General features: G+C 73.6%; 26 protein-coding genes. 16 read left to right on the plus strand and 10 right to left on the minus strand.

Translation table 11 applies throughout. The annotated features are described in order from the left end of the window. The gene (locus ET526_RS00840; RefSeq protein ID WP_408869750.1) at positions 1–987 is read left to right on the plus strand and encodes a TerC/Alx family metal homeostasis membrane protein; all 987 of its coding nucleotides are present in this window, start codon (positions 1–3) and stop codon (positions 985–987) included. Between the two features lie 49 nt (positions 988–1036). On the opposite strand, the gene ET526_RS00845 is transcribed toward ET526_RS00840, so the two are convergent. From ET526_RS00845 to ET526_RS00860, 4 genes are read right to left on the minus strand one after another with little or no spacing between them, the layout of a single operon-like run. Further along, the gene (locus ET526_RS00845; RefSeq protein WP_135465764.1) at positions 1037–1954 is read right to left on the minus strand and encodes a metal ABC transporter permease; all 918 of its coding nucleotides are present in this window, start codon (positions 1952–1954) and stop codon (positions 1037–1039) included. Further along, a complete protein-coding gene (locus tag ET526_RS00850) occupies positions 1951–2829 on the minus strand; it encodes a metal ABC transporter permease (protein WP_135465765.1) in 879 nt (292 codons plus the stop codon). Before ET526_RS00850 ends, ET526_RS00845 begins: the two co-directional genes overlap by 4 nt. After that, entirely contained in the window at positions 2826–3656 is an 831-nt protein-coding gene (locus ET526_RS00855; RefSeq protein ID WP_240048195.1) for a metal ABC transporter ATP-binding protein, read from the minus strand. Before ET526_RS00855 ends, ET526_RS00850 begins: the two co-directional genes overlap by 4 nt. Beyond that, positions 3653–4630: a metal ABC transporter solute-binding protein, Zn/Mn family gene (locus ET526_RS00860; RefSeq protein ID WP_135465766.1), complete on the minus strand. Its 978-nt coding sequence runs from the start codon at positions 4628–4630 to the stop codon at positions 3653–3655. Before ET526_RS00860 ends, ET526_RS00855 begins: the two co-directional genes overlap by 4 nt. Before the next feature lie 143 nt (positions 4631–4773). Here ET526_RS00860 and ET526_RS00865 point away from each other — a divergent pair, with 143 nt between their 5' ends. The 10 genes from ET526_RS00865 to ET526_RS00905 all read left to right on the plus strand — a co-directional run bounded on the left by ET526_RS00865 (position 4774) and on the right by ET526_RS00905 (position 13242). Beyond that, positions 4774–5094, plus strand: a complete 321-nt coding sequence (locus ET526_RS00865) for an ArsR/SmtB family transcription factor (RefSeq protein ID WP_135465767.1) — start codon at positions 4774–4776, stop codon at positions 5092–5094. 254 nt (positions 5095–5348) lie between these two features. Continuing rightward, a complete protein-coding gene (gene coxB / locus ET526_RS00870) occupies positions 5349–6182 on the plus strand; it encodes a cytochrome c oxidase subunit II (protein ID WP_135465768.1) in 834 nt (277 codons plus the stop codon). Between the two features lie 47 nt (positions 6183–6229). Then, the gene (ctaD, locus tag ET526_RS00875) at positions 6230–7828 is read left to right on the plus strand and encodes a cytochrome c oxidase subunit I (RefSeq protein WP_135465769.1); all 1599 of its coding nucleotides are present in this window, start codon (positions 6230–6232) and stop codon (positions 7826–7828) included. A gap of 58 nt (positions 7829–7886) precedes the next feature. Beyond that, positions 7887–8843, plus strand: coding sequence for a heme o synthase (locus ET526_RS00880; protein ID WP_135465770.1), 957 nt, complete (start codon positions 7887–7889; stop codon positions 8841–8843). Then, complete coding sequence (locus tag ET526_RS22295; protein ID WP_275668622.1) at positions 8840–8968, plus strand: hypothetical protein; 129 nt, start codon at positions 8840–8842, stop codon at positions 8966–8968. The genes ET526_RS00880 and ET526_RS22295 overlap by 4 nt, the downstream gene beginning before the upstream one ends. 41 nt (positions 8969–9009) lie before the next feature. Beyond that, the gene (locus tag ET526_RS00885) at positions 9010–9639 is read left to right on the plus strand and encodes a cytochrome c oxidase assembly protein (protein ID WP_135465771.1); all 630 of its coding nucleotides are present in this window, start codon (positions 9010–9012) and stop codon (positions 9637–9639) included. A 145-nt stretch (positions 9640–9784) separates the two neighbouring features. After that, the gene (locus ET526_RS00890) at positions 9785–10636 is read left to right on the plus strand and encodes a cytochrome c oxidase subunit 3 (RefSeq protein WP_135465772.1); all 852 of its coding nucleotides are present in this window, start codon (positions 9785–9787) and stop codon (positions 10634–10636) included. A 37-nt stretch (positions 10637–10673) separates the two neighbouring features. Then, the gene (locus tag ET526_RS00895; protein WP_204623435.1) at positions 10674–11036 is read left to right on the plus strand and encodes a DUF983 domain-containing protein; all 363 of its coding nucleotides are present in this window, start codon (positions 10674–10676) and stop codon (positions 11034–11036) included. 5 nt (positions 11037–11041) lie between these two features. Next, entirely contained in the window at positions 11042–11764 is a 723-nt protein-coding gene (locus tag ET526_RS00900) for an SURF1 family protein (protein WP_135465773.1), read from the plus strand. Beyond that, complete coding sequence (locus tag ET526_RS00905) at positions 11761–13242, plus strand: carboxypeptidase M32 (protein WP_135465774.1); 1482 nt, start codon at positions 11761–11763, stop codon at positions 13240–13242. Before ET526_RS00900 ends, ET526_RS00905 begins: the two co-directional genes overlap by 4 nt. Before the next feature lie 11 nt (positions 13243–13253). Here the strand turns inward: ET526_RS00905 and ET526_RS00910 are convergent, their stop codons facing one another. After that, positions 13254–14210, minus strand: a complete 957-nt coding sequence (locus ET526_RS00910) for a threonine dehydratase (RefSeq protein ID WP_135465775.1) — start codon at positions 14208–14210, stop codon at positions 13254–13256. A 74-nt stretch (positions 14211–14284) separates the two neighbouring features. On the opposite strand from ET526_RS00910, the gene ET526_RS00915 reads away from it, so the two are divergent. After that, complete coding sequence (locus ET526_RS00915) at positions 14285–14845, plus strand: hypothetical protein (RefSeq protein ID WP_135465776.1); 561 nt, start codon at positions 14285–14287, stop codon at positions 14843–14845. A gap of 67 nt (positions 14846–14912) precedes the next feature. On the opposite strand, the gene ET526_RS00920 is transcribed toward ET526_RS00915, so the two are convergent. From ET526_RS00920 to groES, 3 genes are all read right to left on the minus strand, one after another. After that, positions 14913–15116: a cold-shock protein gene (locus tag ET526_RS00920; RefSeq protein WP_135465777.1), complete on the minus strand. Its 204-nt coding sequence runs from the start codon at positions 15114–15116 to the stop codon at positions 14913–14915. 267 nt (positions 15117–15383) lie between these two features. Beyond that, the gene (gene groL, locus ET526_RS00925; protein WP_135465778.1) at positions 15384–17018 is read right to left on the minus strand and encodes a chaperonin GroEL; all 1635 of its coding nucleotides are present in this window, start codon (positions 17016–17018) and stop codon (positions 15384–15386) included. Positions 17019–17123: 105 nt separating this feature from the next. Further along, positions 17124–17435 carry a co-chaperone GroES gene (gene groES / locus ET526_RS00930; RefSeq protein ID WP_135465779.1) on the minus strand — a complete coding sequence of 104 codons (312 nt, stop codon included), beginning with the start codon at positions 17433–17435 and terminating at the stop codon, positions 17124–17126. Positions 17436–17806: 371 nt separating this feature from the next. Between groES and ET526_RS00935 the strand changes: the two genes are divergently transcribed. Further along, a complete protein-coding gene (locus tag ET526_RS00935) occupies positions 17807–18007 on the plus strand; it encodes an usg protein (protein ID WP_240048213.1) in 201 nt (66 codons plus the stop codon). A gap of 27 nt (positions 18008–18034) precedes the next feature. Here the strand turns inward: ET526_RS00935 and ET526_RS00940 are convergent, their stop codons facing one another. Then, entirely contained in the window at positions 18035–18760 is a 726-nt protein-coding gene (locus tag ET526_RS00940; RefSeq protein ID WP_135465780.1) for a TVP38/TMEM64 family protein, read from the minus strand. Further along, a complete protein-coding gene (locus ET526_RS00945; protein WP_135465781.1) occupies positions 18757–19563 on the minus strand; it encodes a glycosyltransferase family 2 protein in 807 nt (268 codons plus the stop codon). Before ET526_RS00945 ends, ET526_RS00940 begins: the two co-directional genes overlap by 4 nt. Before the next feature lie 84 nt (positions 19564–19647). Here ET526_RS00945 and ET526_RS00950 point away from each other — a divergent pair, with 84 nt between their 5' ends. Genes ET526_RS00950 through tldD form a run of 3 tightly spaced genes read left to right on the plus strand, consistent with a single transcriptional unit; the run spans position 19648 to position 25664 of the window. After that, complete coding sequence (locus tag ET526_RS00950; protein ID WP_135465782.1) at positions 19648–20736, plus strand: COX15/CtaA family protein; 1089 nt, start codon at positions 19648–19650, stop codon at positions 20734–20736. 9 nt (positions 20737–20745) lie between these two features. Beyond that, positions 20746–24171, plus strand: coding sequence for a PAS-domain containing protein (locus ET526_RS00955; RefSeq protein WP_135465783.1), 3426 nt, complete (start codon positions 20746–20748; stop codon positions 24169–24171). A gap of 56 nt (positions 24172–24227) precedes the next feature. Next, positions 24228–25664, plus strand: a complete 1437-nt coding sequence (tldD, locus tag ET526_RS00960) for a metalloprotease TldD (protein ID WP_135465784.1) — start codon at positions 24228–24230, stop codon at positions 25662–25664. Positions 25665–25704: the final 40 nt, after the last annotated feature.

Below are 25704 nucleotides of genomic sequence, written 5' to 3' on the forward strand. Positions count from 1 at the left end.
GTGGCTCCCTTGGAAGCCTCCATATGGTTCTGGGTCGCCTTCAACGCGGCGGTGGTCGGGCTGTTGCTGCTCGACCTCGGGGTGTTCGCGAAGAAGGACCGCAACGGCGACCCGCTGCCGGTGCCGGTCTCCACCGCCCTGCTCAAATCCGGCGCCTACTTCCTGCTGGCCATGGCCTTCTGCGCCTGGATCTGGCTCGGCTACGGCGCGTCGCCGGAGGTGCGCCAGACCAAGGCGCTGGAATTCCTCACCGGCTACCTGATCGAGTGGTCGCTCTCGGTCGACAACATCTTCGTCTTCGTCCTGATCTTCGCCCGCTTCGGCGTGCCCGCCGCCTACCAGCACCGGGTGCTGTTCTGGGGCATCCTCGGCGCGCTGGCGATGCGCGGCGCGATGATCCTGCTCGGCACCGCGCTGCTGCGCGAGTTCGACTGGATCATGATCCTGTTCGGCCTGTTCCTGGTCTGGTCGGGCTGGAAGATGCTGCGCTCGGTCGGCGAGGAGGAGCCCGACCCGGCCAACAACCCGGTCCTGAAGTGGATGCGCCGCCGCTTTCCCGTGACCGACGGCTACCGCGGCAACCGCTTCACCTGGCGGGAGGGCGGGAAGCTGTTCCTCACCCCGCTCGCGCTGGTGCTGGTGCTGGTGGAGCTGACCGACCTGATCTTCGCCCTCGACTCCATCCCCGCGATCTTCGCCGTCTCGACCGACCCCTTCATCGTCTACACCGCCAACGTCTTCGCCATCCTCGGCCTGCGGGCGATGTACTTCGCGCTGGCCGGCATCATCCACCGCTTCCGCTACCTCAAGCACGGGCTGTCGCTGGTGCTGATGATCGTGGGCGCGAAGATGCTCGCCAACTGGTTCGCCGGCGGCAAGGCGGTGCCGGTGGAGTACGCGCTGGCGGCGACGGGCACGATCATCCTCGGCTCGATCGCGCTGTCGCTGTGGCGGACCCGCGGCGAGAACCGGCCGCGCCACGCCTGAGGGCGGCGGCCCGGAGGCGCTCGCCTCCGGGCCCTTGCCTCCGCCGAGGTCATGCGGGGACGGCGCGCCGCCCCCGCGCGGCGAGGGCGGCCGCGGCCACGGCCAGCCCGCCCAGGGTCCCGATCACCCCCCCGGCGCTGAGGGAGAGGGGAAGGCCGAGCGCCGCCGGCAGCGGCCCGGCGAGGGCGTAGCCGAGCGCCGCCAGCGCGGCGCCGAGCGCCGCCCCGCCCAGCACCTGCGCGGCGTAGCGCTCCGTCGCCAGCCGCACCGCCGCCGCCGGGCAGACCAGCAGCGCCACCACCAGGATGCTGCCCACCGCCTCGAAGGCCGCCACCGCCGCCGCCGCCACCAGCAGCGACAGCGCCGTCTCCAGCCGCCGCACCGGCAGGCCGAGCACCCGCGCATAGCCCGGATCGAAGCAGAGGAGCTGCAGCGGCCGCCACAGCAGCGCCACCACGAGCGCGCTCGCCGCCGCCACGCCCGCGAGCAGGCCGAGCTGGCGCGGCAGCGCCGCCAGCGCCGCCGGGTCGCGCAGGGAGTGCCAGCCCGTCGCCGCCGGCCAGACCAGCGTCTCGAGCTGGCCGAACAGCACGCAGTCGAGGTCGAGGTCCACCGCCCGCGCCCCCGTCGCCTCCAGCAGCACCAGGCCGAGGGCGAAGAAGACGGTGAACACCGCCCCCGTCGCCGCGCCGGGCTCCAGCCGCGCGGCGCGGCGGACCAGGCCGATCGCGCCCACCGCCAGCAGCGCCGCGACCAGGGCGCCGGCCAGCATCGGCAGCCCGGCGCGCAGCCCGGTGAGCGCGAAGCCGAGCACGATGCCCGGCAGCACGGCATGGGCCAGCGCATCGCCCACCAGGCTCTCCCGGCGCAGCACCAGGAAGCTGCCGAGCAGCCCGCAAGTGCCGCCCGCCAGCAGCGCCGCGAGCAGCGGCGGCAGGTCGAGCTGCAGGAACGCCGCCGCGCTCACGCCGCCACCTCCCGCCGGCGCCGCCGCCGTGCCGCCGCCGGCGATTCCGGCCCGGCCAGCATGGACAGGCCGAGCAGCGCGCCGCCGGCCAGCACCACCGCCGCCCCGGTCGGCAGCCCCGGCCAGATCGCGGAGGCCGCCGCCCCGGCCAGCGCCGACGCCGCGCCGCAGGCGCCCGAGAGCAGCAGCATCGGCCCGAGCCGCGCCGTCCAGAGCCGGGCCGCGGCCGGGGGCAGCACCAGCAGCGCCACCACCAGCACCAGCCCCACCGCCTGCAGCCCGGCGACGCAGACCACCACCATCAGCCCGAGCAGGGCGAGGTCCACGAGCCCCGTGCGCAGCCCCTGCACGCGGGCGAACTCGGCGTCGAAGCAGGCGGCGCGCAGCGGGTGGTAGAGGGCGAGGCAGGCGGCGACGCAGCCGAGCGCGACCAGGCCGGCGAGCTGCGCATCCGCCGCCCGCAGCGCCGCCGCTTGGCCGAGGATGAAGCGCGCGAGCCCCGCCTGCGCCGCCTCCGGCACCGTCTGCACGTAGGAGAGCAGCGCCACCCCGGCGGCGTAGAAGGCGGAGAGCACCACGGCGATCGCTGCGTCCTCGCGGATGCGCCGGGTGCGGGAGAGCGCCTGCACCGCCAGCACGCCGAGCACCCCGCTGGCCGCCGCCCCGGCCAGCAGCGGCGGCAGCGACCGCGCCTCCGCCCCGAGCAGCGCCGCGGCCAGCGCGCCGAGTGCGACGCCGGGCAGCGCCGCATGGCCCACCGCATCGGCCACCAGCGCCCGCCCGCGCAGCAGCGCGAAGCAGCCGACCGTGCCGGCGGCAAGCCCGAGCAGGCCGCAGCCGAGAAGCACCACCAGCGTGTTGTGGCCGAGGCTCATCCGCCCGGCTCCGCCAGCACCGCCGTCTCGCCGAAGCGCAGCAGCCGCCCGCCATAGGCCGCCGCCACGGCCTGCGGCGTGAAGGCCTCGGCCACCGGCCCGGCGGCGACGACGCGGCGGTTCAGCAGCAGCACCTGGTCGAAATAAGCTGGCACGGTCGCAAGATCGTGATGCACGGCGACGACGCTGCGCCCCTCGGCGGCGAGGCGGCGCAGCACGGCGACGATCGCCGCCTCGGTCGCCGCGTCCACGGCGGCGAAGGGCTCGTCCATCAGCAGCAGCGCCGCCTCCTGGGCCAGGGCGCGGGCGAGAAAGACGCGCTGCTGCTGCCCGCCGGAGAGGCGGCCGATCTGGCGGTCGGCGTGATCGGCCATGCCGACCTCGGCGAGGGCGGCGCGCGCCGCCTCGCGCTCCCGCCGCGGCATCGGGCCGAACCAGCGGATGCGCGGGGCGCGCGCCATCGCCACCACGTCGAGGGCGGAGGCGGGGAAGTCCCAGTCCACGGCGGCGCGCTGTGGCAGCCAGCCAACGCGCCCGCGCATCGCCGCCGCCGGGGCGCCGAGCAGGCGCACCTCGCCGCGCTGCGCCGGGGTCAGGCCGAGGATGGCGCGCAGCAGGGTGGACTTGCCCGCCCCGTTCGGACCGACGATGGCGGTCAGGCCCGGCGCGGCGGTCCAGGTGATGTCCTCGAGCGCCGGGCGGTCGCCGTAGGAGACCCAGAGGCCGCGGATCTCGACGGGCGGCGGCCCGCCGGGGCGGCGCGACGCGCCGGGCAGGGCGAGCGCCAGCCCCGCCCCGCCGGCATGGCCGCCATCGGGCGGGTTCACGCGGCGAGGCGGCCGTTCAGGCCGCCCGCCGGGACGCGACCGCCGAGCGCCCGGACGATGGTGGTGATGTTGTGATCGAGCATCCCCTCATAGGTGCCCTCATAGGTGCCGGGGCGCCCCATGGCGTCGGAGAACAGCGCCCCGCCGAGCGCCACCCGGTGGCCGCGCGCCCGTGCTCCCTCGATCAGCGCCAGCACGGCGCGGTCGGGCACGCTGGTCTCGGTGAAGACCGCCGGGACGCGGCGGGCGACCAGCAGGGCGACCAGGCGCTCCACATGGGCGAGGCTCGCCTCGGATTCGGTGGAGAGGCCCTGCAGGCTCTCCACCTCGAGGCCGTAGCGGGCGGCGAAGTAGCCGAAGGCGTCGTGCGCGGTGACCAGCAGGCGCTGCCCCTCCGGGATGGTGGCGACCGCCTCCCGCGCATAGGCGTCGAGCCGGGCGAGGCGGGCGCGGAAGGCGGCCAGCCGGGTGCGCACCGCCTCGTCCGCCTCGGGGGCGAGGCGCAGCACCGCCTCCGCCACCGGCCCGGCCGCCTCGGCCCAGAGCACCGGATCCATCCAGATGTGCGGATCGGCGGAATCGGCGTAGTCGGGGTGGGCGCGCAGCCGCTCGCGCGGCAGCGCCTCGGCCACCGCCAGCACCGGGCGGCCGGCGGCGCGCAGCCGCTCGAACACGTCGCCCATCCGCCCCTCCAGCCGGTGGCCGATGGCGAAGACCGCATCGGCGCCGAGCAGGCGGGCGATGTCGGCGCGGGTGGGGCGGAACAGGTGCGGGTCCACGCCCTCGCCCATCAGCGTCTCGACCGCCAGCGCCTCGCCGGCGATGGCCTGCAGCATGTCGCCGAGCATGGCGACGGTGGCGACGGCGCGGCGGGGTGTGGCCGCGCGGTCCCTGGCCTGAGCCGCCGGCAGCGCCGCGAGCCCGGTGGCGAGGCCGAGAAGGGCGCGGCGGCCAACGGCTGAACAGGTCTTCATCTCTTCATTTGTCCCTTGTTTTTCAGTAGGTTAGCCGCTACACCTCGGCAGGTGTCCCCGCCTGCGGCCGATGTCAAGCGCCGCTTGCGGCCGCGCCCCGCCGGCGCGAGCCTGTCGGGGCGGCAAGGGAGGCAGGGCGGCGCATGCGCGGCAGGATCGGTGAGGACCAGGTGGTCGAGCTGGCGGAGATGTTCCGCCTGATGAGCGACCCGACGCGGCTGCGCATCATCCTCGCCTGCCTCGACCAGCCGGCGGCGGTGGGCGAGATGGCCGAGCGGCTCGGCATCTCCGCCTCGCTCGTGTCGCACCACCTGCGCCTTCTGCGCGCGGCGCGGCTGCTGCAGGCGGAGCGGCGCGGGCGGCAGGTGTTCTACGCCGTGGGCGACGAGCACATCCGCTCGATGCTCTCGGACATGGTGGACCACGTGGCGGAGGGCGAGGCCGATGCCGAGGCGGGCGGCTGAGGCCGACGCTCCCCTTGCCTTTCTTTAGCGATACCTCACTTGTGCGGGGCCATGCCGCGCGACTATGGTCCGCCCGCGCCGCCGCCCCGCTCCGCGGGTGGCGCGGCGCACCGGCGGCCCTGGGCCGGCGGGTTCGGGATCAGGCGGCGCGCATGGCGCGCCCGGCAGGATACGGGATGCGGCGGGTGATCGGTCGGTGGTTCGGCAGGGCAACGGGCCCGGTCTTGACGATCCTTTTCTGGGCGTGCGCCGCGATGGCGCCGGCCACGGCGCAGCAGGCGGACGGCCCGCCGGGCATGGTCGGCGCGCCGACGCCCTGGGGGGTCGCGCTCCAGCCCTCGGGCGGCATCATCAAGACCGAGATCAACAGCTTCAACAACCTGATCCTCTGGATCATGATCGGCATCGTCGCCTTCGTGCTGGCGCTGATCATCTACTGCGTGTGGCGCTTCCGCGAGAGCGCGAACCCGGTGCCCTCGCGCACCAGCCACAACACGCTGCTCGAGGTGGCCTGGACGGTGGTGCCGGTGCTGATCCTGGTGGTGATCGCCATTCCCTCCTTCCGGCTGATCTACTTCCAGGACCGGGCGCGCGACGCCGACCTCACCATCAACGTGCAGGGGCGGCAGTGGTACTGGCACTACCAGTACCCGGATCACGGCAATTTCGCCTTCGACAGCCGGCCCATCCCGGATGACGAGATCGGCCCGGGCCAGCTTCGCACGCTGTCGGTGGACGAGCCGATGGTGGTGCCGGTCGGGGCGAATGTGCGCATCCTGACCACGGGCCAGGACGTGATCCACAGCTTCTTCGTGCCCTCGCTCGGCGTGCAGAAATACACCATCCCCGGCCGCACGCTGGAGACCTGGTTCCGCGCCGACCGCGAGGGCGTGTTCTACGGGCAGTGCAACAACATCTGCGGCGTGAACCACTGGTTCATGCCGATCGAGGTGCGCGCCGTCTCGCCGGAGCGCTTCGAGGCCTGGGTGGCCGAGGCGCGTCAGCGATTCGCGCGGGCCGACGGCACGCCGCCCGCGGTGGCCGCGGCCCCGGCCGCGGAGCGGCAGCTTGCCGAAACCCGCCGCTGATCCGGCGGGAAGGCTGAGGACGAACACGGACGAGCGGGACGGACACCATGGCGACCGCGACTGACGCGCATCACGGCCACCACGACCACGACCACAAGCCGGGCTTCGTGGCGCGGTGGCTGTTCTCCACCAACCACAAGGACATCGGCACCCTCTACCTGATCTTCTCCGTCGTCGCGGGCCTGATCGGCGGCGCGATCTCGGTGATGATGCGCATGGAGCTGCAGAGCCCCGGCCTGCAGTTCTTCGCCGACGGGCAGAGCTGGAACGCCTGGGTCAGCGCGCACGGGCTGATCATGGTGTTCTTCGTGGTCATGCCGGCGCTGATCGGCGGGTTCGGCAACTGGTTCGTGCCGCTGATGATCGGCGCGCCGGACATGGCCTTCCCGCGCATGAACAACATCTCGTTCTGGCTGCTGGTGCCGGCCTTCATCCTGCTGGTGGCCAGCCTGTTCGTGGGCAGCGGGCCCGGGACGGGCTGGACGATCTACACGCCGCTGTCGGATTCCACCTACCATCCCGGGCCGTCGGTGGACCTCGCGCTGTTCTCGCTGCACCTGGCGGGGGCGAGCTCGATCATGGGCGCGGCGAACTTCATCACCACCATCCTGAACATGCGCGCCCCCGGCATGACGCTGCACAAGATGCCGCTCTTCGTGTGGTCCATGCTGGTCACCGCCTTCCTGCTGCTGCTGGCGGTGCCGGTGCTGGCCGGCGCCATCACCATGCTGATCACCGACCGCAACTTCGGCACCGCCTTCTTCGACCCGGCGGGCGGCGGCGACCCGGTGCTGTTCCAGCACCTGTTCTGGTTCTTCGGACACCCCGAAGTCTACATCATGATCCTGCCGGCCTTCGGGATCATCAGCCACATCGTCTCCACCTTCAGCCGCAAGCCGGTGTTCGGCTACCTCGGCATGGCCTACGCGATGGTGGCGATCGGCTTCGTCGGCTTCATCGTGTGGGCGCACCACATGTTCACCTCGGGCATCTCGGTGGACACGCGCGCCTACTTCATGGCGGCCACGATGGTCATCGCGGTGCCGACGGGCATCAAGGTGTTCTCCTGGATCGCCACCATGTGGGGCGGCTCCATCCGCTTCACCACGCCGATGCTGTTCGCCATCGGCTTCATCTTCCTGTTCACGGTGGGCGGCGTCTCGGGCGTGAAGCTGGCCAACGCCCCGGTGACGCAGATCCTGCACCACACCTACTACGTGGTGGCGCACTTCCACTACGTGCTGAGCCTCGGCGCCGTGTTCGGCATCTTCGCCGGCTTCTACTACTGGATCGGCAAGATGAGCGGCAAGCCCTACCCCGAGTTCTGGGGCAAGGTGCACTTCTGGATGTTCTTCATCGGCGCCAACATCACCTTCTTCCCCCAGCACTTCCTGGGCGCGCAGGGCATGCCGCGGCGCTTCCCGGACTACCCGGACGCGTTCTGGGGCTGGAACATGATCTCCTCGCTCGGCTCCTACATCTCGGCCGCCTCGGTGCTCGTGTTCCTCTACGTCTGCTGGCGCATCTTCACGAGCACGGAGAGGGTGCCGGCCAACCAGTGGGGCGAAGGCGCGACCACGCTGGAGTGGCAGGTCAGCTCGCCGCCGCCCTTCCACACCTTCGAGGAGCTGCCGCGCATCCGCTAGCGCGGCGGCCGCACCGCCGGCGCGCCCCCGGGCCGCGCCGGCCCGCAGGGGCCATGCCATGAGCGACATCACAGCCGAGACGAGAGGGGGCGCCGCCGCTCCCCTCACGCTTGCCGGAAGCCAGGACCTGTCCGAGGTCCGCGACTGGATCGCGCTGCTCAAGCCGCGGGTGGTCTCCCTCGTCGTGTTCACCGGCGTGGTCGGGATGCTGGTCGCGCCCGGCGCGCTGCCGCCGGCGCTCGCGGTGGCGGCGGTGCTCTGCATCGGCCTCGGCGCCGGCGCGGCGGGCGCGATCAACATGTGGTACGACCACGACATAGACGCGCGCATGCGCCGTACCGCGCAGCGCCCGATCCCGGCCGGGCGGATCGAGCCGGGCGCGGCGCTCGGCTTCGGCCTGGCGCTCGCCACCCTCTCGGTCGCCGTGATGGGGCTCGCCACCAACTGGGTGGCGGCGGGGGTACTGGCGCTCTCGATCGGCTTCTACGTCCTCGTCTACACCATGTGGCTGAAGCGCCGGACGCCGCAGAACATCGTCATCGGCGGCGCCGCCGGCGCCTTCCCGCCGGTGATCGGCTGGGCCGCCGTGACCGGCGACATCGCCCTGCCGCCGCTGGTGCTGTTCGCCATCATCTTCCTCTGGACCCCGCCGCACTTCTGGTCGCTCAGCCTCTGGGCGCACGCCGACTACGCCCGCGTCGGCGTGCCGATGCTCCCCGTCACCCATGGGGCGCGGGAGACGCGGCGTCAGGTGCTGGTCTACACGCTGCTGCTGGTGCCGCTGACGCTGCTGCCTTGGGCGCTGGGGTTCGCGGGCCCGGCTTACCTCGCCGCGGCGCTGCTGCTCGGCGCCGGCTTCCTCTGGCACGCCTGGGCGGTGTGGCGGGACCGCCAGGACGCGGCCGGCCGCAGCCTGACCGGAGACCGCCCGGCGCGGCGCGCCTTCCGCTTCTCCCTGCTCTACCTGGCGTTGCTGTTCGCGGCGCTGGCCGCGGACCGGCTGCTGCTCGCATGACGCCGGAGGAGCGCAAGCTGTTCGAGCGCCGGCGCCGGCAGCGGAACTGGGCGCTGCTCGCCGTGCTGTTCGGGCTGGTGGTGCTGTTCTACTTCATCAGCGCGGCGCGGGTCCTGTCCGGCTGATCCTTGCCCGAAGCCGCGCGTGCTGCCAGTGAAGGGATGCCATGGACGCGACGAGACCCTCCCCGGCCGATGCCCTGCGGCGCCGCAACCGCCTGATGGCGGGGGCGGTGGGCGGCGTGGTGCTCGGCATGCTCGGCCTCTCCTTCGCCGCCGTGCCGCTCTACGACCTGTTCTGCCGCGTCACCGGCTACGGCGGGACGGTGCAGGTGGGCGGCGGCGCCGCGCCGGGGGCGGGCGAGCAGGTGGTGACGGTGCGCTTCAACGCGGTGACGCACCCGAGCCTGCCCTGGCGCTTCGCCCCCGCCCAGCCCTCGATGCAGCTGCATGTCGGGGAGGAGGGGCTCGGCTTCTACCAGGCGCGCAACCTCGCGGACACGCCGGTGACCGGGGTGGCCACCTACAACGTCACGCCCGAGGTGGTGGGAAGATACTTCCACAAGGTGGCCTGCTTCTGCTTCGAGCAGCAGACGCTCGAACCGGGGCAGGAGGTGGACATGCCGCTCTCCTTCTGGGTGGACCCGCGGATCGCCGAGGACCCGAACACCCGCGGCATCCGCACCATCACCGTCAACTACAGCTTCTTCCGCAGCCTGGACGACGCCGCGCGCGCGGGCGCGCTGGCCAGCGCCGGGCCGCATGTGGGTCCGGCGCGGGACCGGGCCACGCCATGATCCGCGGGAGCGCAGCATGAGCGACCGGCCGCACGGGCTTGATCCCCACCCGGATTTGGGGATTGATGCCCCCCGATCGGGGGGCTCCCGGCCTTCCCCCGGAGCGGCCGCCGCCGCCCCGGCAGGCTTTGCACCAGGACAGGCGATGGATATCACCACCACACGGACGGCGCAGGACGAGCCCGCGCCGCTGCACAAGCACCCCTACCACCTGGTGGATCCCTCGCCATGGCCGCTGGTCGGCGCCTTCGCCGGCGGGGCGCTGGTGCTCGGCATCATCCTGTTCGCCCATTACGGCGACCGGATCGTGCTCACCATCGGCATTCTCGGCACGCTCGCCACCATGTTCTTCTGGTGGCGCGACGTGATCAGGGAAAGCCGCACGCCCGGCCTGCACACCCCGGTGGTGCGCATCGGCCTGCGCTACGGCATGGCGCTGTTCATCGCCTCCGAGGTGATGTTCTTCGTCGCCTTCTTCTGGGCCTTCTTCCACTACGCGCTGTTCCCCGAGCACGTCTCCGGCGCCGAGACGGCGATCTGGCCGCCGCAGGGCATCTACACCTTCGATCCGTGGCACCTGCCCTTCCTCAACACCCTGATCCTGCTGCTCTCCGGCAGCACCCTGACCTGGTCGCACCACGCGCTGCTGCACGGCGACCGGCAGGCGATGCTCACCGGCCTCGGCCTCACCATCTTCCTCGGCATCTGCTTCACCGCCTTCCAGGCCTACGAGTACTCGGTGGCGCCCTTCCCCTTCACCGGCGGCGTCTATCCCTCCACCTTCTACCTCGCCACCGGCTTCCACGGCTTCCACGTCATCGTCGGCACCACCTTCCTGATCGTCTGCTTCTTCCGCGCGCTGAGGGGCCACTTCACGCCGCAGCGCCATTTCGGCTTCGAGGCGGCGGCCTGGTACTGGCACTTCGTGGACGTGGTCTGGCTGTTCCTCTTCGTCTGCATCTACTGGTGGGGCGCCGGGGAGATCGCGGAGCACTGAGCCGCTTGCCCCCGCACGACGCGCCGGCGGGGGCGCGATGAGCGCCCCGCGGGCCGCGCCGCTGGCACAGGTGGCGCTGCTCGGCCGCTGCCCGCGCTGCGGGCGCGGCCCACTCTTCTCGGGCCTGCTTGCCATCCGCGACACCTGCCCCGCCTGCGGGCTGGACCTCAGCCGCCACGACGCGGGCGACGGGCCGGCGGTGGCCGGCATCTTCGTGGTCGGCACCCTCGCCGTCATCGGCGCCCTGGTGGTGGATGCCCGCTACCAGCCGCCGCTTTGGCTGCACGCGCTGCTGTGGCCGGCGGTGGTGCTGCCGCTCTCCATCTACGTGATGCGCGTGGCCAAGGCGGCGCTGGCGGGGCTGCAGTACCGCCACCGCCGGGACGAGGCCGGCAGCTAGCCGGGATGCTCCCGCGCCGCCGGCTCCTGCTCCTGCTGCTCGCCCTGCCGGTGCTGGCGGTGCTGCTGGCGCTCGGCACCTGGCAGGTGCAGCGGCTGCACTGGAAGACCGATCTGCTGGAGCGTATCGCCGCGGCCGAGGCCGGCCCGCCTCTGCCGCTCGGCGTCGCGCCGCCGCCCGACTTCGCCAAGGTCGAGGCCAGGGGCCGCTTCGACCATGAGCGGGAGGCGCTGCTCGGCCTCGAGGTGCGCGGCACCACCATGGGGGCGCGGCTGCTGACCCCGCTGCTCCGCCCCGGCGCCCCGGCGCTGCTGGTGGAGCGCGGCTGGGTGCCGCTGGAGCGGACCGAGGGCCTGGACCGGCCCGAGGGGGAGGTCGCCGTCACCGGCTACGTCCGCCCCCCCGACCCGCGCACCCTCTTCTCGCCGCGCGACGACACCGCCGGGCGGCGCTTCTACACCTTCGACCCGGAGGCGATCGGCCAGGCGCTCGGCCTCGAGGCGGTCGCGCCCTTCGGCCTGGTCGCCCTGGCCGGGCCCGACACGCCGCCCGGTGCCCTGCCGGCGCCGGCGCGCAGCCTGCCACGGCCGAACAACCCCCATCTCGGCTACGCGATCACCTGGTACGGGCTGGCGGCGGCGCTGGTCGGCGTGCTGATCGCCTTCCTGCGTCGCCGCCCCGCCCCGGCCGATCGCCGCCCGCCGCCGGAGGATCCCGCCGCCCCATGAACGCCGCCTATGCCCGCCTGAAGACCCGCTTCGCCCGCCACGCCGCACTCGGCGAGGCGGCGGCGATGCTGCACTGGGATGCCAGCGCCATGATGCCGCCGGGCGGCGCCGCGGCGCGGGCCGAGCAGCTCGCCACCCTCGCCGGGCTGCAGCACGAGCTGCTGACCGCGCCCGAGGTGGCCGAGGATCTGGCGGTGGCGACGGCGGAAGGCGAATGGGACCGCGCCAACCTCGCCCTGATGCGCCGCGCCCATGCCCGCGCCACCGCCCTGCCGACCGCGCTGGTCGAGGCGATGGCGCGCGCCAACAGCGCCTGCGAGACGGTCTGGCGCAGGGCCAAGGCGACGTCCGACTTCGCCCTGGTCCGCCCGCGCCTCGAGGAGGTGGTGCGGCTGCAGCGCGAGGCGGCGCAGGGGCTTGGCGCCGCGCTCGGCATGGACCCCTATGACGCGCTGATGGACGGCTACCAGCCCGGCGTCACCGCCGCCGAGGTGGAGCCGGTCTTCGCCGCCTACGAGGCGTTCCTGCGCGACGCGCTGCCGCGCGCCGAGGCGGCGCAGGCCCGCCGCCCCGCCCCCGTGCCGCTGCGCGGCCCCTTCCCGGTGGCGGCGCAGCGGGCGCTGTGCCGGCGCCTCTCCGAGCGCATCGGGCTCGACTACGGCCATGCGCGCCTGGATGAGAGCCTGCACCCCTTCTGCGGCGGCACGCCCTCCGACATCCGCATCACCACCTTCTATGCCGAGGACAGGGTGGAGAAATCCCTGCTCGGCGTGCTGCACGAGACCGGCCACGCCCTCTATGAGCGCGGCCTGCCCCGGGAATGGGCGCGCCAGCCGGTGGGCGAGGCGGCGGGCATGGCGGTGCACGAATCCCAGAGCCTGATCGTGGAGATGCAGGCCTGCCGCTCCGACGCCTTCCTCGCCTTCCTCGGCCCCGAGCTGCACGCCGCCTTCGGCGGCGATCCCGCCCCCTACGCGCCGGAGAACTTGGCCCGGCTGTGGCGGCGCGTGGAGCGCGGCCTGATCCGCGTGGACGCCGACGAGCTGACCTACCCCGCTCACGTCATCCTGCGCTTCCGGCTGGAGCGGGCGCTGATCGGCGGCGGCCTCGCCGTCGCCGACCTGCCCGGCGCCTGGGCCGAGGGGCTTCGCGACCTGCTCGGCATCGTTCCGCCCGACGACGCGCATGGCTGCCTGCAGGACATCCACTGGCACGACGGCGCCTTCGGCTACTTCCCGAGCTACACGCTGGGCGCCATGGCGGCGGCGCAGCTCATGCGCGCGGCGCGGCACGATATCCCGGCCCTCGACGAGGAGCTGGCCCGCGGCGAGATGCTGCCGCTCATCGCCTGGCTGCGCGAGCGGGTGCATGCGCAGGGGGCGCGCCTCGGCTTCCAGGACCTGCTGCGTCATGCCACGGGCCGGCCGCTCGACCCGCGGGACTTCATGGAGCACCTGCGGCAGCGCTATCTGGAGTAGCGCCCGGGCGCTCAGCCGCCCAGCACCCAGTCCTGGAACAGGGCGAGGTCTATGTTGCCCCCGCTCAGCACCAGCCCCACGCGCCGGCCGCGCATCCGCCCGCGCTCGGCCAGCAGGGCGGCGAGCGGGGCCGCGCCCGCCCCCTCGGCCAGGTTGTGCGTGTCCTGCCAGTAGGCGCGGATCGCCGCGGCGATGGCCTCCTCCCCGACCGTGACGATGCGCGCGGCCCCGGCGCGGATGATCTCCAGCGCCGCCGGATCCGGGATGCGGGTGGCCATGCCGTCGGCGCGGGTCTCCGCGCTCGGCGTCGTCACCACCCGCCCCTCGGCGAAGGAGAGCGCGTAGGCGGGCGCCGCGGCGCTCTGCACGCCCACGATCTCGGTGCGAAGGCCGAGCAGGTCGCGCGCCAGGATGCAGCCGCAGATGCCGCTGCCGAGGCCGATCGGCACGTAGAGCGCATCGAGGGGCGGGGCGGCGCGGAACAGCTCGAGCGCGTAGGTGGCGACGCCGAGCACCAGCTCGGGCGCGAAGGAGGGGGCGAATTCCAGCCCCTGCGCCGCGGCGAGCCGCGCCGCCTCCTCCCGCGCCGCATCGAAATCCGCCCCGTGCTCGACGAGGCGGGCGCCGAAGGCGCGCATCGCGGCGTTCTTCTCCGTGCTGTTGCCGTGCGGCACCACGATCGTCACCGGCACGCCCGCCCGGGCGCCGGCCCAGGCGAGGCTCTGCCCGTGATTGCCGCGGGTGGCGGAGACCACGCCGCGCACGCCGGGCCGCGCGCGCCGCAGCCGGTCCATATAGACGAGGCCGCCGCGCAGCTTGAAGGCGCCGGTGGGGGTGTGGTTCTCATGCTTCACCCAGACCTCGCAGCCGGCGCGCTCCGCGAGCAGCGGCCAGGCATGTTGCGGCGTCGGCGGAAAGGCGCGGTGCACGAGGCGCGCGGCCTCCTCCAGCGCGGGCAGGTCGAACATCCCGGGGGCTCCCTCTACGGAACAAACGCGCCGGGTAGGCGTTGTCCCGCCCGAGAGTAGCGGAGGACCGCGCCATGGCCATCGAGGCGAACAGCGAGGGCTGGACCGGGCAGCACACGGAGCCGGTGGCGCCGCAGGTGTGCGGCGAGTTCCACAGCAAGGACAAGCTGGACGAGGCGCTGTCGCGTCTGGAAGGCAGCTACTTCCAGCATGCCGACCTTTCGATCCGCATTCCGAAGCGGGAGGACCCCTCGGCCACCTCGACCGAGGAGGAGCCGCTGCGCGAGGACGAGGTGCGCAACCTGCGCCAGCTCGGCATCGGCATCAGCACCTACCTCGTCGCTGCTGTGGCGGGCGGCGCGGCGGTGGTGGCAACCGGTGGCGCGATGCTGCCGGCCGTGGCCGCGGCGGCCGCGGCGGGGGGCGCGACGGCGGCGGCGGGTACGGCGGTCGGGCAATCGGTGGCGCCAGGCGGCGAGGCGGAGCACCACCAGGCGGCCGAGACGACGGGCGTGATCCTGATGGTGCACGCCGATACGCCGGAGCGCCAGGCCAAGGCCGAGGAGCTGCTGCGGGCCTGCGGCGCGACGCGGGTGTGGATCCAGGGAAGCGCGGCGGAGACGCGGACCGGCTGAGCCCGGCGGGGACGGCGGCTTCGGCGCATGGAAGCGGCACCGGCCCTGGGCCGGTGCCGTATCGTTTTCAGACGGGCTTGAGATTCACCGCCGCGGCCTTGCCGCGCTCCATCGTGACCTCGTAGCTGAGCCGCTGATTCTCGTTCAGGCCCTGAAGCCCCGCCTTCTGCACGGCGGTGATGTGGACGAACACGTCCTTGCCGCCATCCTCAGGGACGATGAAGCCGTATCCCTTGGTGGCGTTGAACCATTTCACGGTGCCGATCGCCATGCGACGCACCCTCCTCTGCCAGGGCGCAGGCGCCGATCGCCCACGCGGTATCAACCGGGCTGGATCGGCTTGAAGGCGCCCGGGAGGAGCCCCGGGTAGGCACGGCAAGGCGGGCCAAGAACGGTTGGCCCGCCCATGGGCGCAGATTGGCAGGGGGAAGTCAACGCAAAGCGGTTCTCGATCCCGTGATTCCGGGTCCGGCGCAGATACGAAAAAGGGGCGGGCCCTGCGGCCCGCCCCCGTTCCGGTCGCCGCGCGACGGGCGGCTCAGAAGTCCATGTCGCCCATGCCGCCGCCCGGGGCCGCCGGCGCCGGCTTCTTCTCCGGCCGCTCGGCCACCATGGCCTCGGTGGTGATCAGCAGGCCGGCCACCGAGGCGGCGTCCTGCAGGGCGGTGCGCACGACCTTGGTCGGGTCGATGATGCCGGCGGCGACGAGGTCCTTGAACTCGTCGTTCTGGGCATCGTAGCCCCACTCGTACTTGTCGTTGCGCAGCACCTCGCCGGCGACCACGGCGCCGTCCTTGCCGGCGTTCTCCGCGATCTGGCGCAGCGGCGTCTGGATCGCGCGGCGCACGATCTCGATGCCGACCTCCTGGTCGCGGTTCTCGCCCTTCAGGCTGGCGAGCACCTTGGTCGCGCGGGCCAGCGCCACGCCGCCGCCGGGGACGATGCCCTCCTCCACCGCGGCGCGGGTGGCGTGCAGCGCGTCGTCCACGCGGTCCTTGCGCTCCTTCACCTCGACCTCGGTCGAGCCGCCGACGCGGATCACGGCGACGCCGCCGGCGAGCTTCGCCAGGCGCTCCTGCAGCTTCTCGCGGTCGTAGTCCGAGGTGGTCTCCTCGATCTGCGCCTTGATCTGCTCGCAGCGGCCCTTGATCTCGTCCTTGGAGCCGGCGCCGTCCACGATCGTGGTGTTCTCCTTCTCGATCCGCACCTTCTTGGCGCGGCCGAGCATGTTCAGCGAGACGTTCTCGAGCTTGATGCCGAGATCCTCGCTGATCACCTGGCCGCCGGTGAGGATCGCGATGTCCTCGAGCATCGCCTTGCGGCGGTCGCCGAAGCCCGGCGCCTTCACCGCCGCGACCTTGAGGCCGCCGCGCAGCTTGTTCACCACCAGCGTGGCCAGCGCCTCGCCCTCGACGTCCTCGGCGATGATCACCAGCGGACGGCCGGACTGCACCACCGCCTCGAGCAGCGGCAGCATCGGCTGCAGGCCGGAGAGCTTCTTCTCGTGGATCAGGATGTAGGGATCATCCAGCTCCGCGATCATCTTCTCCGCGTTGGTGATGAAGTAGGGGGAGACGTAGCCGCGGTCGAACTGCATGCCCTCGACGACGTCGAGCTCGGTCTGGATGGACTTCGCCTCCTCGACCGTGATGACGCCCTCGTTGCCCACCTTCTCCATCGCCTTGGCGATCATCTCGCCGATTTCCTTCTCGCCGTTGGCGGAAAGGGTGCCGACCTGGGCGACCTCGGCGGAGGTGGTGATCTTCTTGGTGCGGGCCTCGAGCTCCTTCACGACCTCGGCCACGGCCTTGTCGATGCCGCGCTTGAGATCCATCGGGTTCATGCCGGCGGCGACCGCCTTGGCGCCCTCGCGGACGATGGCCTGGGCGAGCACGGTCGCGGTGGTGGTGCCGTCGCCGGCGACGTCGTTGGTCTTCGACGCCACCTCGCGCACCATCTGCGCGCCCATGTTCTCGAACTTGTCGGCGAGCTCGATCTCCTTGGCGACGGTCACGCCGTCCTTGGTGATGCGCGGCGCGCCGAAGCTCTTGTCGAGCACGACGTTGCGGCCCTTGGGGCCGAGGGTGACCTTCACCGCGTTGGCCAGGATGTCCACGCCGTGCAGCATGCGCTCGCGGGCGGAAGCGCCGAACTTGACGTCCTTCGCAGCCATGTGTCGTTGCCTCTATCTGGTCGTGCGGTTCCGCTCAGGGCACGGGCCTTGCGCCGTCGCCCCGCCGCGAACCGCCTGGATTGACGATGAGCCGGAGCCCGGGCCTCAGGCCGCCTTGGCGACGGAAGGGTTCTCGATGATGCCCATGATGTCGGACTCCTTCATGATCAGCAGCTCCTCGCCGCCGATCTTGACCTCGGTGCCCGACCACTTGCCGAACAGCACGCGGTCGCCCGGCTTGACGTCCAGCGGGCGGAGCTCGCCCTTGTCGTTCAGCGTGCCGGCGCCGACGGCGATCACCTCGCCCTCCTGCGGCTTCTCCTTGGCGGTGTCGGGAATGATGATGCCGCCCGCCGTCTTCTCCTCCGCGTTGACGCGGCGGACCAGAACGCGGTCATGCAGGGGCCGGAACTTCATGCGGTCCTCTCCTGACGCCTTCGCTGTGCAGTGTCCGATACTCGCCCCGGGCGGGTCCCCCCTGGCCTTCCCGCGCGGATGGCGGCCGGCCGTTAGCACTCCCCCCGAAGGAGTGCTAGCGATCTAGGCCAGCCCCGCGCCGACGTCAAGGGCGGCAGCACTCGGGGATGGCGAGTGCTAACAGCCTGATATCGCACGATTTTTCTTGATCGGAACCCGGAACGCCATGGCATGCTTCCCTTCCAGGCGAAGGGGGCTCCCGCGCCCCCGCCCGCCACAGACGAGGAAGGGTGACGCGCTTGCTGCAGGAGATCGCACACTTCGTCCGGATCCCCGACTGGCGGCTGACCACCGCCGAGATCCTCTACCACATGCCGGACCATCCCGGCGTGCTGCAGACCTTCATCTGGCAGAAGCTGGACCTGGCGCCGGAATTCCCGGAGCTGATGCGCTTCCTGGACTTCTGGCGGCGCGAGATCGAAGGGCCGCTGCACTCGGTGCGGGTCGCCTCCTCGGCCCTCATCCGCCCGGCCGAGCTGCGCTACGCCAACGGGCAGTTCCTGCTGCACTGAGGAAGGCGCGGCAAGGGCGGGCGGCTGTCAGCGCCCTGCCTCGCCCTCCAGCGCCCGCCCCGCCCGGTGCCGCCGCAGCAGCCCGAGCCCGATGCCGACCGAGAGGAGCAGCAGCAGGAGGGAGAGGCCGAGCTGCCACGCTCCGTCCACCCGCACCCCCTTGCCGAGCAAGGCGAAGACCACCGTCTGCGGCAGGTAGCCGAGGGCGGAGGCGGCGAGGAAGGGCAGGGCCGGCAGCGCCGCCATCCCGGCCAGCAGGTTCAGCGCCAGGTTGTTGCCCACCGGCAGCAGGCGCAGCGCCAGGGTGGCGCCGAAGGGGCTGCCCGCCAGCGCGTCGCGCAGCGGGCGCAGCCTGTGCCCGAAGCGCCCAGCCAGGCGGCGTTCCGCCCAGGCCCGCCCCACCAGTCGCGCCCATCCATAGGAGAGCGTGCAGCCGAGAAGCTGCGCGGCGAGGGCAAGCCCAGTACCGAGCGCGGTGCCGAAGGCATAGCCGGCGAGGAAGGCCACCGCCTGCCGCGGCACCCCGGCCGCGGTCAGCGCCGCGCCGATGCCGAGGAACACCGCCTCCCCCCACAGGCCCTGGCCGCGCACCAGCCGGTCCACCCATTCGGTGCCCGGCGCCACCCCGGCAGTGCGCAGCACCCAGCCCGCAGCGGCAAGGCCGAGCGCGAGCAGCGCCAGCTTCGCCAGCGCCCTGCGGCGAGAGCGGGGCGCCGCCTCCCCGCCGCCGGCGGCGAGGGCGGGGGCGCTCACGGCTTCTCCACCACCGGGCGCTTCCAGCGCCGCTGCAGCCAGGCGACGCCGACGAGGTCGAACAGGCTGACCGCCAGACGGTCCAGCGTGCCGTAGTTGGAGCGCCCGCGCAGCCGCGGGCGGTGGCCGACCGGCTCGCTCACCACCCGCCCGCCCTGGCGCAGCACCAGCGCCGGCAGGTAGCGGTGCATGTGGTCGAAATGCGGCAGTTCCAGGAACAGGGCGCGGGGAAACACCTTGAGGCCGCAGCCCGTATCCGGCGTCGCATCGCCGAGCAGGCGGGCGCGGACCGCGTTGGCGATGCGGCTGGTGACGCGCTTCACCGCCCCGTCCCGGCGGCGGACCCGGTGGCCGGCCACCAGCACCGGCCCGCCCGCGGCCTCCTCCGCCCGCGCGCGGGCGAGCAGGCGGGGGATGTCGGCCGGGTCGTTCTGCCCGTCCCCGTCGAGGGTGGCGATCCAGGCGCCGCGCGCCGCCTTCACCCCGGTGACGATGGCCGCGGACTGGCCGCAGCTCGCGCGGTGGCGCAGGTGACGCAGCGGCGCCCGGGCCGCCGCCGCGCGCAGCGCCGCCGGCGTGTCGTCGGTGGAGCCGTCGTCCACGTAGACGATCTCGTGCGCCACGCCGGCCAGGGCGGCCTCGATCTCGTCCACCAGCGGGGCGATGTTCGGCCCCTCGTTGCGGACCGGGACGACGACGGAGAGCAGCGGCGGATCGTCCGGCGGCGCGGCGCCGGGGACCGCGCCCGCGGCCGGCCCCGGGGGGACGCCGCCAACGGGCGCCGCATCGAGGGCGGGTGGCATGCGGCGGCTGCGGTAGCAGCCCGCCCCGCCGGCGGCAAGCGGCGCCTGCTGCGCGCCGGGCCGGGCGGCCGTATATGGTCGGCCATGCCCTTCGATCTCCGCTCCCCCCACCCGGCCACCGCGCAGCATGCCGGAGGGAACCCGCGCGCCATCGCCTGGTGGCTGCTCGGCGTTGCCGCCATGGTCTGGATCATGGTGGCGATCGGTGGCGCCACGCGCCTGACCGGCTCGGGCCTGTCCATCATGGAATGGGCGCCGATCTCGGGCATCCTGCCGCCGCTGACCGAAGCCGAGTGGCGGCGCCTCTACGACCTCTACCGCACCATCCCGCAATACGAGCTGGTCAACCGCGGCTTCGGCCTGGAAGGCTTCAAGCAGATCTTCTGGCTGGAATGGATCCACCGCCTCTGGGGGCGGCTGATCGGTCTCGCCTACCTGCTGCCGCTGGCCTGGTTCTGGGCCAGCGGGCGGATCCCGCCGGGCTACCGGTGGCGGCTGCTCGGGCTGCTGGCGCTCGGGGGGCTGCAGGGGGTGGTCGGGTGGTTCATGGTCGCCTCGGGCTTCGAGCCGGAGCGCACCGCCGTGTCCCCCTACCGTCTCGTCCTGCATCTCGGCCTCGCGCTCGTGCTCTACGCGGCGCTGCTCTGGACCGCGCTGACACTGCTGCGCCCCGCCCCCGCCCCGGTGGGGGCGGAGGAGCGCGCGGCGCGGCTGGGGGTCCGCCGGGCGGTGGTGCTCGCCACCTGGCTGCTGGTGGCGGCGATGCTGGCGGGCGGATTTGTCGCGGGACTCCGGGCTGGTTTCGACTACAATACGTTCCCGCTGATGGACGGCCGGCTGGTGCCGGAGGGTTATGCCATGCTCTCGCCCTTCTGGCGGAACATGACGGGGAATGTCGCCGCGGTGCAGTTCAACCACAGGCTCCTGGCCACCCTGGCCGGCCTTGCCGCCCTCGGCGCCGCGGCGCTGGCCTGGTGCCGCCTGCCGCCGGGGCGGGCGCGGCTGGCCTGCCTCGCCCTCGGGGGTGCGACCCTGCTGCAATACGCGCTCGGCGTCGCCACGCTGCTGCTCGTCGTGCCGGTCTGGCTCGGCACGCTGCACCAAGCGACGGCGGTGCTGGTGCTGAGCGCGGCGCTCCTCGCGCTGCACGCGCTGCGCGCCCCGGCGCGGTAGGGGGAGGCGGTGCAGCAGCCGGGCACCCTTCAGGCCGCCGCGCTCGACGCCCTGCCCTGCGCGGTCTGGATCTTCGACGCGGCGCACCGGCTGGTGGGGGCCAACCCCGCCGCCTTCGCCCTGATCGGCGCGGCGCCGGAGCGGCTGCCGCCCGGCACGCCGCTCGAGGAGGTGGTGCGCCTCGCCGCCTGGCGCGGCGCCTTCGGGCCGGGCGACCCCGCCGCGCTCGCCGAGCGGCAGCTTCGCCTCGACCGCGGGCGCCGGCTGCGGCGCCTGCTGCGCCACGCCGACGGCACCAGCCACGAGCTGCACAGCGCGCCCCTGCCGGGCGGCGGCTTCTGCAGCGTCCTCCTCGACGTCTCGCCCCATGTCGCCGCCGCCGACGAGGCCATGGCCGCGGCGCGCCGGCTGGAGACGATGCTCGCCCACCTGCATGGCGGCGTGGCGCTGTACGACGCGCGGCGCACCCTCGTCGCCGCCAACCGCGGCTACGAGGACCTGCTCGGCCTGCCCCGCGGCACGGTGCGGCCGGGGCAGGCGGAGGAGGCGCTGCTGCGCCTGCTCGCCGCGCGGGGGGAGTTCCTCAACGGCGAGGCCGAGGCGCAGATCGCCGCCTGCGCCGGCCTCGACCGCACCACCCCCCAGGCCTACACGCATGAGCGGCCGAACGGGACGGTGCTGCGCTTCGAGAGCCAGCCCATGCCGGAAGGCGGCTACCTGGTCGAGATCGCCGACGTCACCGCGCTGCGCCGCGCCGAGGACGAGGCGCGGCGCCGCGCCGCGGTGCTCGACGGCGTGCTGGCCGCGCTGCCGCACGGCGTGCTGGTGATCGGGCCGGACCACCGGGTGGCGATGGCGAACGCCGCCTACCAGGCGATCATGGAAGGGGCGCCGGTCGGCCTCGGCGAGCATCGCGCCGAGATCGCCCTGCGCCGCGCCCTCGCCGGCGAGTACGGGCCCGGCCCCTATGCGCCGGGCGACGCGGAGGAGCTGGTCCGCCGCCACCTCGCCCCACCCCCGGCCAAGGCGCCGGAGCGGCGCTGGCACCGCCGCCCCAACGGCACGGTGGTGGACATCCGCTACGCCCCCCTGCCGGATGGCGGCTACGTCCAGGTCGTCACCGACATCACCGCGCTGCACGAGGCCCAGGCCGAGGCGAGCGATCGCGCGGCAACGCTCGAGGCGATGCTCGACAACACCCGCCACGGCATCGCCCTCTACGGGCCGGACCGGCGGCTGCGCGTGGCCAACCGCCTCGCCCCCGCCCTCGCCGGCCTGCTGCCGGAGGAGATGGCGCCGGGGCAGAGCCTGGAGGCGCTGGTGCGGCTGCAGCGGGCGCGCGGCGCCCTCGGCGAGGGGGAGGAGGCGGAGGCCCTCGCCGCCTCGCTGATCGGCCTCGACCGCAGCCTCGCGCACCGCTGGCAGCGCGTGCGCCCGGACGGGCGCATCATCGAGATGGCCTCCGACCCGGTGCCGGATGGCGGCTTCGTCGTCACCTGGACCGATGTCACCGCCCGTGCCCGCGCCGAGGAGGAGGCGCGGCGCCAGGCGGCGGTGCTGCGCGCCACCCTCGACAACGTGCGCCACGGCATCGCCATGTACGGCCCCGACCACCGCCTGGTCGCGGCCAACCGTCTCGCCGGACCGGATTACGGCCTGCCGGCGATGGAGAGCCGCGTCGGCGAGCGCTTCGAGACCCTGGTGCGCGAGCAGCTCGCCCAGGGGCTGTTCGGCGCGGGCGAGGAGGCCGAGCGCCGCTGCGCCGAGGTGCTGGCGATGGACCGCACGCGGGCGCACCGCTACCAGCGGCGCATCCCGGGCGGCAGGGTCATCGAGGTCGAGTCCCACCCCACGCCGGATGGCGGCTTCATCATCACCCACAGCGACGTCAGCGCCCTGGTGCGCATGCAGGCCGAGGCCTCGCAGCGCGCCGCGATGCTGCAGGTGATGCTCGACAACATGCGCCACGGCATCTGCTATTTCGGGCCGGACCGGCGCGTCATCGCGGCCAACCGGCTGGCGGAGGAGCTCGGCGGCCACCCGCCGGGCTTCCTCCGTCCCGGGCGCAGCTTCGAGGAGGTGGTGGCGGCGCAGCTCCGCCACGGCGCCGTGGGCGGCGATTCCGGGACCCTGGCGGAGATGGCCCTCGCCCTCGACCGCGGCCGGCCGCACCGCTACGCGCGGCCGAACCGGGACGGGCGCATGATCGAGGTCACCTCCGACCCGACGCCGGATGGCGGCTTCGTCGTCACCTGGACCGACGTCACCCTGCTGACCGAGGCGGAGGCCGAGGCGAAGCGCCGCGCCGGCATCCAGCAGGTGATGCTCGACAACATCCGCCACGGCATCTGCCTGGTGGACGGGGGGGGGCGCGTGGTGGCGGCCAACCCGGTGCTGCGCCAGATGCTCGACCTGCCCGAGGAGGTGATCGCCCCCGGCCGCTCCTACGACGACTTCGTGCGCTGGCTGCAGGCGCGCGGCGAATACGGGGAGGGCGAGGCCGGCGCCGCCGCGGCGGCGGCGATCCTCGGCCGCGACCGCGCCCGCTCCCACCGCTCGGTGCGCAGCCGGCCGGACGGGCGGGTGCTCGAGGTGGTCTCCGATCCGACGCCGGATGGCGGCTTCGTCCTCACCTTCACCGACGTCACCGAGGACCGGCGCATCCGCTCCGAGCTCGAGCGGGCCAAGGAGGCGGCGGAGGCGGCGAACCGGGCCAAGTCCCGCTTCCTCGCCACCATGAGCCACGAGCTGCGCACGCCGCTCAACGCCGTCATCGGCTTCTCCGAGGCGCTGCTCTCCGGCGCCGATCCCGAGACGGCGCGCGGCTTCGCCCGCTCGATCGAGGAGGCGGGGCGCCATCTGCTCTCCCTGATAGACGACATCCTGGACGCGACGCGGGTGGAGACCTCGGGCTTCCAGGTGGCCGAGGCCGAGCTCGACCTCGCCGCACTGGCCGCGAGCACGCTCCGCTTCGTCGGCGGCGCCGCGGCAGCGGGGGGCGTGGCGCTGCGCGCCGAGCTGCCCCCCGCCCTGCCGCTGGTGCGCGGCGACGAGCGGCGGCTGCGCCAGGTGCTGCTGAACCTGCTCTCCAACGCGGTGAAATTCACCCCGGCCGGCGGCTCCGTCACCGTCTCGGCGGCGGCGGAGCCGGATGGCGCGCTGCTGCTCAGGGTGCGGGACACCGGCATCGGCATGCGGCCGGAGGACATCCCGCGCGCCTTCGAGGCCTTCACCCAGCTCGACTCCTCCCTCTCCCGCCAGTTCCAGGGCCTCGGCCTCGGTCTCTACCTCGCCCGTGCGCTGGCCGCGGCGCAGGGGGTGGCGCTGAGCCTGGAGAGCGCGCCCGGGGCGGGCACCACGGCGCTGCTGCGCTTCCCGCCCGACCGGCTGGTCCCCCTGTCGCCGGCCGATCCGGCGCCCCATCTGGAGGAATGAGGCCGCGGCCGGCCCGGCCGCGGCGCCCCCATCCACCCCGATCCGGCGGAGGCCCGATGCCGCTCGACACCCCGCTTGCCGTCACCGACCGGCTGTTCTTCGCCGAGCTCGACCAGGGCGCCGCCCGGCGCGTGGTCGAGGAGGCGCTCGCCGGCGCCGAGGACGGGGAGCTGTTCCTGGAATACCGCGAGAGCGAGGCGCTCTCCCTCGACGACGGGCGCATCCGCGCCGCCTCCTTCGACGCCACGCGCGGCTTCGGCCTGCGCGCCGTGCTGGGCGAGGCGGCGGGCTACGCCCATGCGGGCGAGATCTCCGAGGCGGCGCTCCGGCGCGCGGCGGAGACGGTGAAGGCGGTGCGCCAGGGCCGCTCCGGCACGCTGGATGTCGGCCCGCGCCCGACCAATGCCCGGCTCTACGAGGGGGACAACCCGCTCTCGCGGCTCGACTTCGCCGCCAAGACCAGGCTGCTCGCCGAGATGGACGCCTATGCGCGCGGGCGCGATCCGCGCGTCAGGCAGGTGATGGCCTCGCTCACCGGGGAGTGGCAGGCGGTGCAGATCCTGCGCCCGGACGGCACGCGCGTCGCCGACCTCCGCCCGCTGGTGCGGCTGAACGTCAGCGTGGTGGTGGAGCGGAACGGCCGGCGCGAGACCGGCAGCCACGGCATGGGCGGCCGCTTCGCCTACGGGCGGATCGTGGAGGAGACGGCCTGGAAGGCGGCGGTGGAGGAGGCGCTGCGCCAAGCGCTGGTGAACCTCGAGAGCGTGCCCGCCCCGGCCGGGGAGATGGAGGTGGTGCTCGGCCCCGGCTGGCCCGGCATCCTGCTGCACGAGGCGATCGGGCATGGGCTGGAGGGCGACTTCAACCGCAAGAAGACCTCGGCCTTCGCCGGGCTGGTCGGGCAGCGCATCGCCGCGCCGGGGGTGACAGTGGTGGACGACGGCACCCTCCCCGACCGCCGCGGCTCCATCACCGTGGACGACGAGGGCACCCCCTCCGGCCGCACCGTGCTGATCGAGGACGGCATCCTCAGGGGCTTCATCCAGGACCGGCAGAACGCCCGGCTGATGGGCGTCGTCCCCACCGGCAACGGGCGGCGCCAGTCCTACGCCCACATCCCGATGCCGCGCATGACCAACACGGTGATGCTGAACGGCGGCCAGGCGCCGGAGGAGATCATCCGCAGCGTCAGGCGCGGCCTCTACGCGGTGAATTTCGGCGGCGGCCAGGTGGACATCACCAGCGGCAAGTTCGTCTTCTCCGCCGCCGAGGCCTATCTGATCGAGGACGGCAAGGTGGGCGCGCCGGTGAAGGGCGCGACGCTGATCGGCAACGGGCCGGACGCGCTGACGCGGGTGTCCATGGTCGGCAACGACATGGCGCTCGATCCCGGGATCGGCACCTGCGGCAAGAACGGGCAGGGCGTGCCGGTGGGGGTGGGGCAGCCGACGATCAAGCTTGCGGGGCTGACGGTGGGCGGCACCGCGGTCTGATCCCTCGCCTCCGGCGGGCCCGGCTGGCATCCTGCCGCTG

Origin of the sequence: Crenalkalicoccus roseus, assembly GCF_004761865.1 — a bacterium.
Classification (GTDB): domain Bacteria; phylum Pseudomonadota; class Alphaproteobacteria; order Acetobacterales; family Acetobacteraceae; genus Crenalkalicoccus; species Crenalkalicoccus roseus.

What these genes read in the sequence shown, in the direction of transcription:
- ET526_RS00850 (WP_135465765.1), bottom strand. Translation starts at nt 2,829, where the DNA reads ATGAGCCTCGGCCACAACACGCTGGTGGTGCTTCTCGGCTGCGGCCTG.
- ET526_RS00860 (WP_135465766.1), bottom strand. Translation starts at nt 4,630, where the DNA reads ATGAAGACCTGTTCAGCCGTTGGCCGCCGCGCCCTTCTCGGCCTCGCC.
- ET526_RS00865 (WP_135465767.1), top strand. Translation starts at nt 4,774, where the DNA reads ATGCGCGGCAGGATCGGTGAGGACCAGGTGGTCGAGCTGGCGGAGATG.
- coxB (WP_135465768.1), top strand. Translation starts at nt 5,349, where the DNA reads ATGGCGCCGGCCACGGCGCAGCAGGCGGACGGCCCGCCGGGCATGGTC.
- ctaD (WP_135465769.1), top strand. Translation starts at nt 6,230, where the DNA reads ATGGCGACCGCGACTGACGCGCATCACGGCCACCACGACCACGACCAC.
- ET526_RS00880 (WP_135465770.1), top strand. Translation starts at nt 7,887, where the DNA reads ATGAGCGACATCACAGCCGAGACGAGAGGGGGCGCCGCCGCTCCCCTC.
- ET526_RS22295 (WP_275668622.1), top strand. Translation starts at nt 8,840, where the DNA reads ATGACGCCGGAGGAGCGCAAGCTGTTCGAGCGCCGGCGCCGGCAGCGG.
- ET526_RS00885 (WP_135465771.1), top strand. Translation starts at nt 9,010, where the DNA reads ATGGACGCGACGAGACCCTCCCCGGCCGATGCCCTGCGGCGCCGCAAC.
- ET526_RS00890 (WP_135465772.1), top strand. Translation starts at nt 9,785, where the DNA reads ATGGATATCACCACCACACGGACGGCGCAGGACGAGCCCGCGCCGCTG.
- ET526_RS00895 (WP_204623435.1), top strand. Translation starts at nt 10,674, where the DNA reads ATGAGCGCCCCGCGGGCCGCGCCGCTGGCACAGGTGGCGCTGCTCGGC.
- ET526_RS00900 (WP_135465773.1), top strand. Translation starts at nt 11,042, where the DNA reads ATGCTCCCGCGCCGCCGGCTCCTGCTCCTGCTGCTCGCCCTGCCGGTG.
- ET526_RS00905 (WP_135465774.1), top strand. Translation starts at nt 11,761, where the DNA reads ATGAACGCCGCCTATGCCCGCCTGAAGACCCGCTTCGCCCGCCACGCC.
- ET526_RS00910 (WP_135465775.1), bottom strand. Translation starts at nt 14,210, where the DNA reads ATGTTCGACCTGCCCGCGCTGGAGGAGGCCGCGCGCCTCGTGCACCGC.
- ET526_RS00915 (WP_135465776.1), top strand. Translation starts at nt 14,285, where the DNA reads ATGGCCATCGAGGCGAACAGCGAGGGCTGGACCGGGCAGCACACGGAG.
- ET526_RS00920 (WP_135465777.1), bottom strand. Translation starts at nt 15,116, where the DNA reads ATGGCGATCGGCACCGTGAAATGGTTCAACGCCACCAAGGGATACGGC.
- groL (WP_135465778.1), bottom strand. Translation starts at nt 17,018, where the DNA reads ATGGCTGCGAAGGACGTCAAGTTCGGCGCTTCCGCCCGCGAGCGCATG.
- groES (WP_135465779.1), bottom strand. Translation starts at nt 17,435, where the DNA reads ATGAAGTTCCGGCCCCTGCATGACCGCGTTCTGGTCCGCCGCGTCAAC.
- ET526_RS00935 (WP_240048213.1), top strand. Translation starts at nt 17,807, where the DNA reads ATGCCGGACCATCCCGGCGTGCTGCAGACCTTCATCTGGCAGAAGCTG.
- ET526_RS00945 (WP_135465781.1), bottom strand. Translation starts at nt 19,563, where the DNA reads ATGCCACCCGCCCTCGATGCGGCGCCCGTTGGCGGCGTCCCCCCGGGG.
- ET526_RS00950 (WP_135465782.1), top strand. Translation starts at nt 19,648, where the DNA reads ATGCCCTTCGATCTCCGCTCCCCCCACCCGGCCACCGCGCAGCATGCC.
- tldD (WP_135465784.1), top strand. Translation starts at nt 24,228, where the DNA reads ATGCCGCTCGACACCCCGCTTGCCGTCACCGACCGGCTGTTCTTCGCC.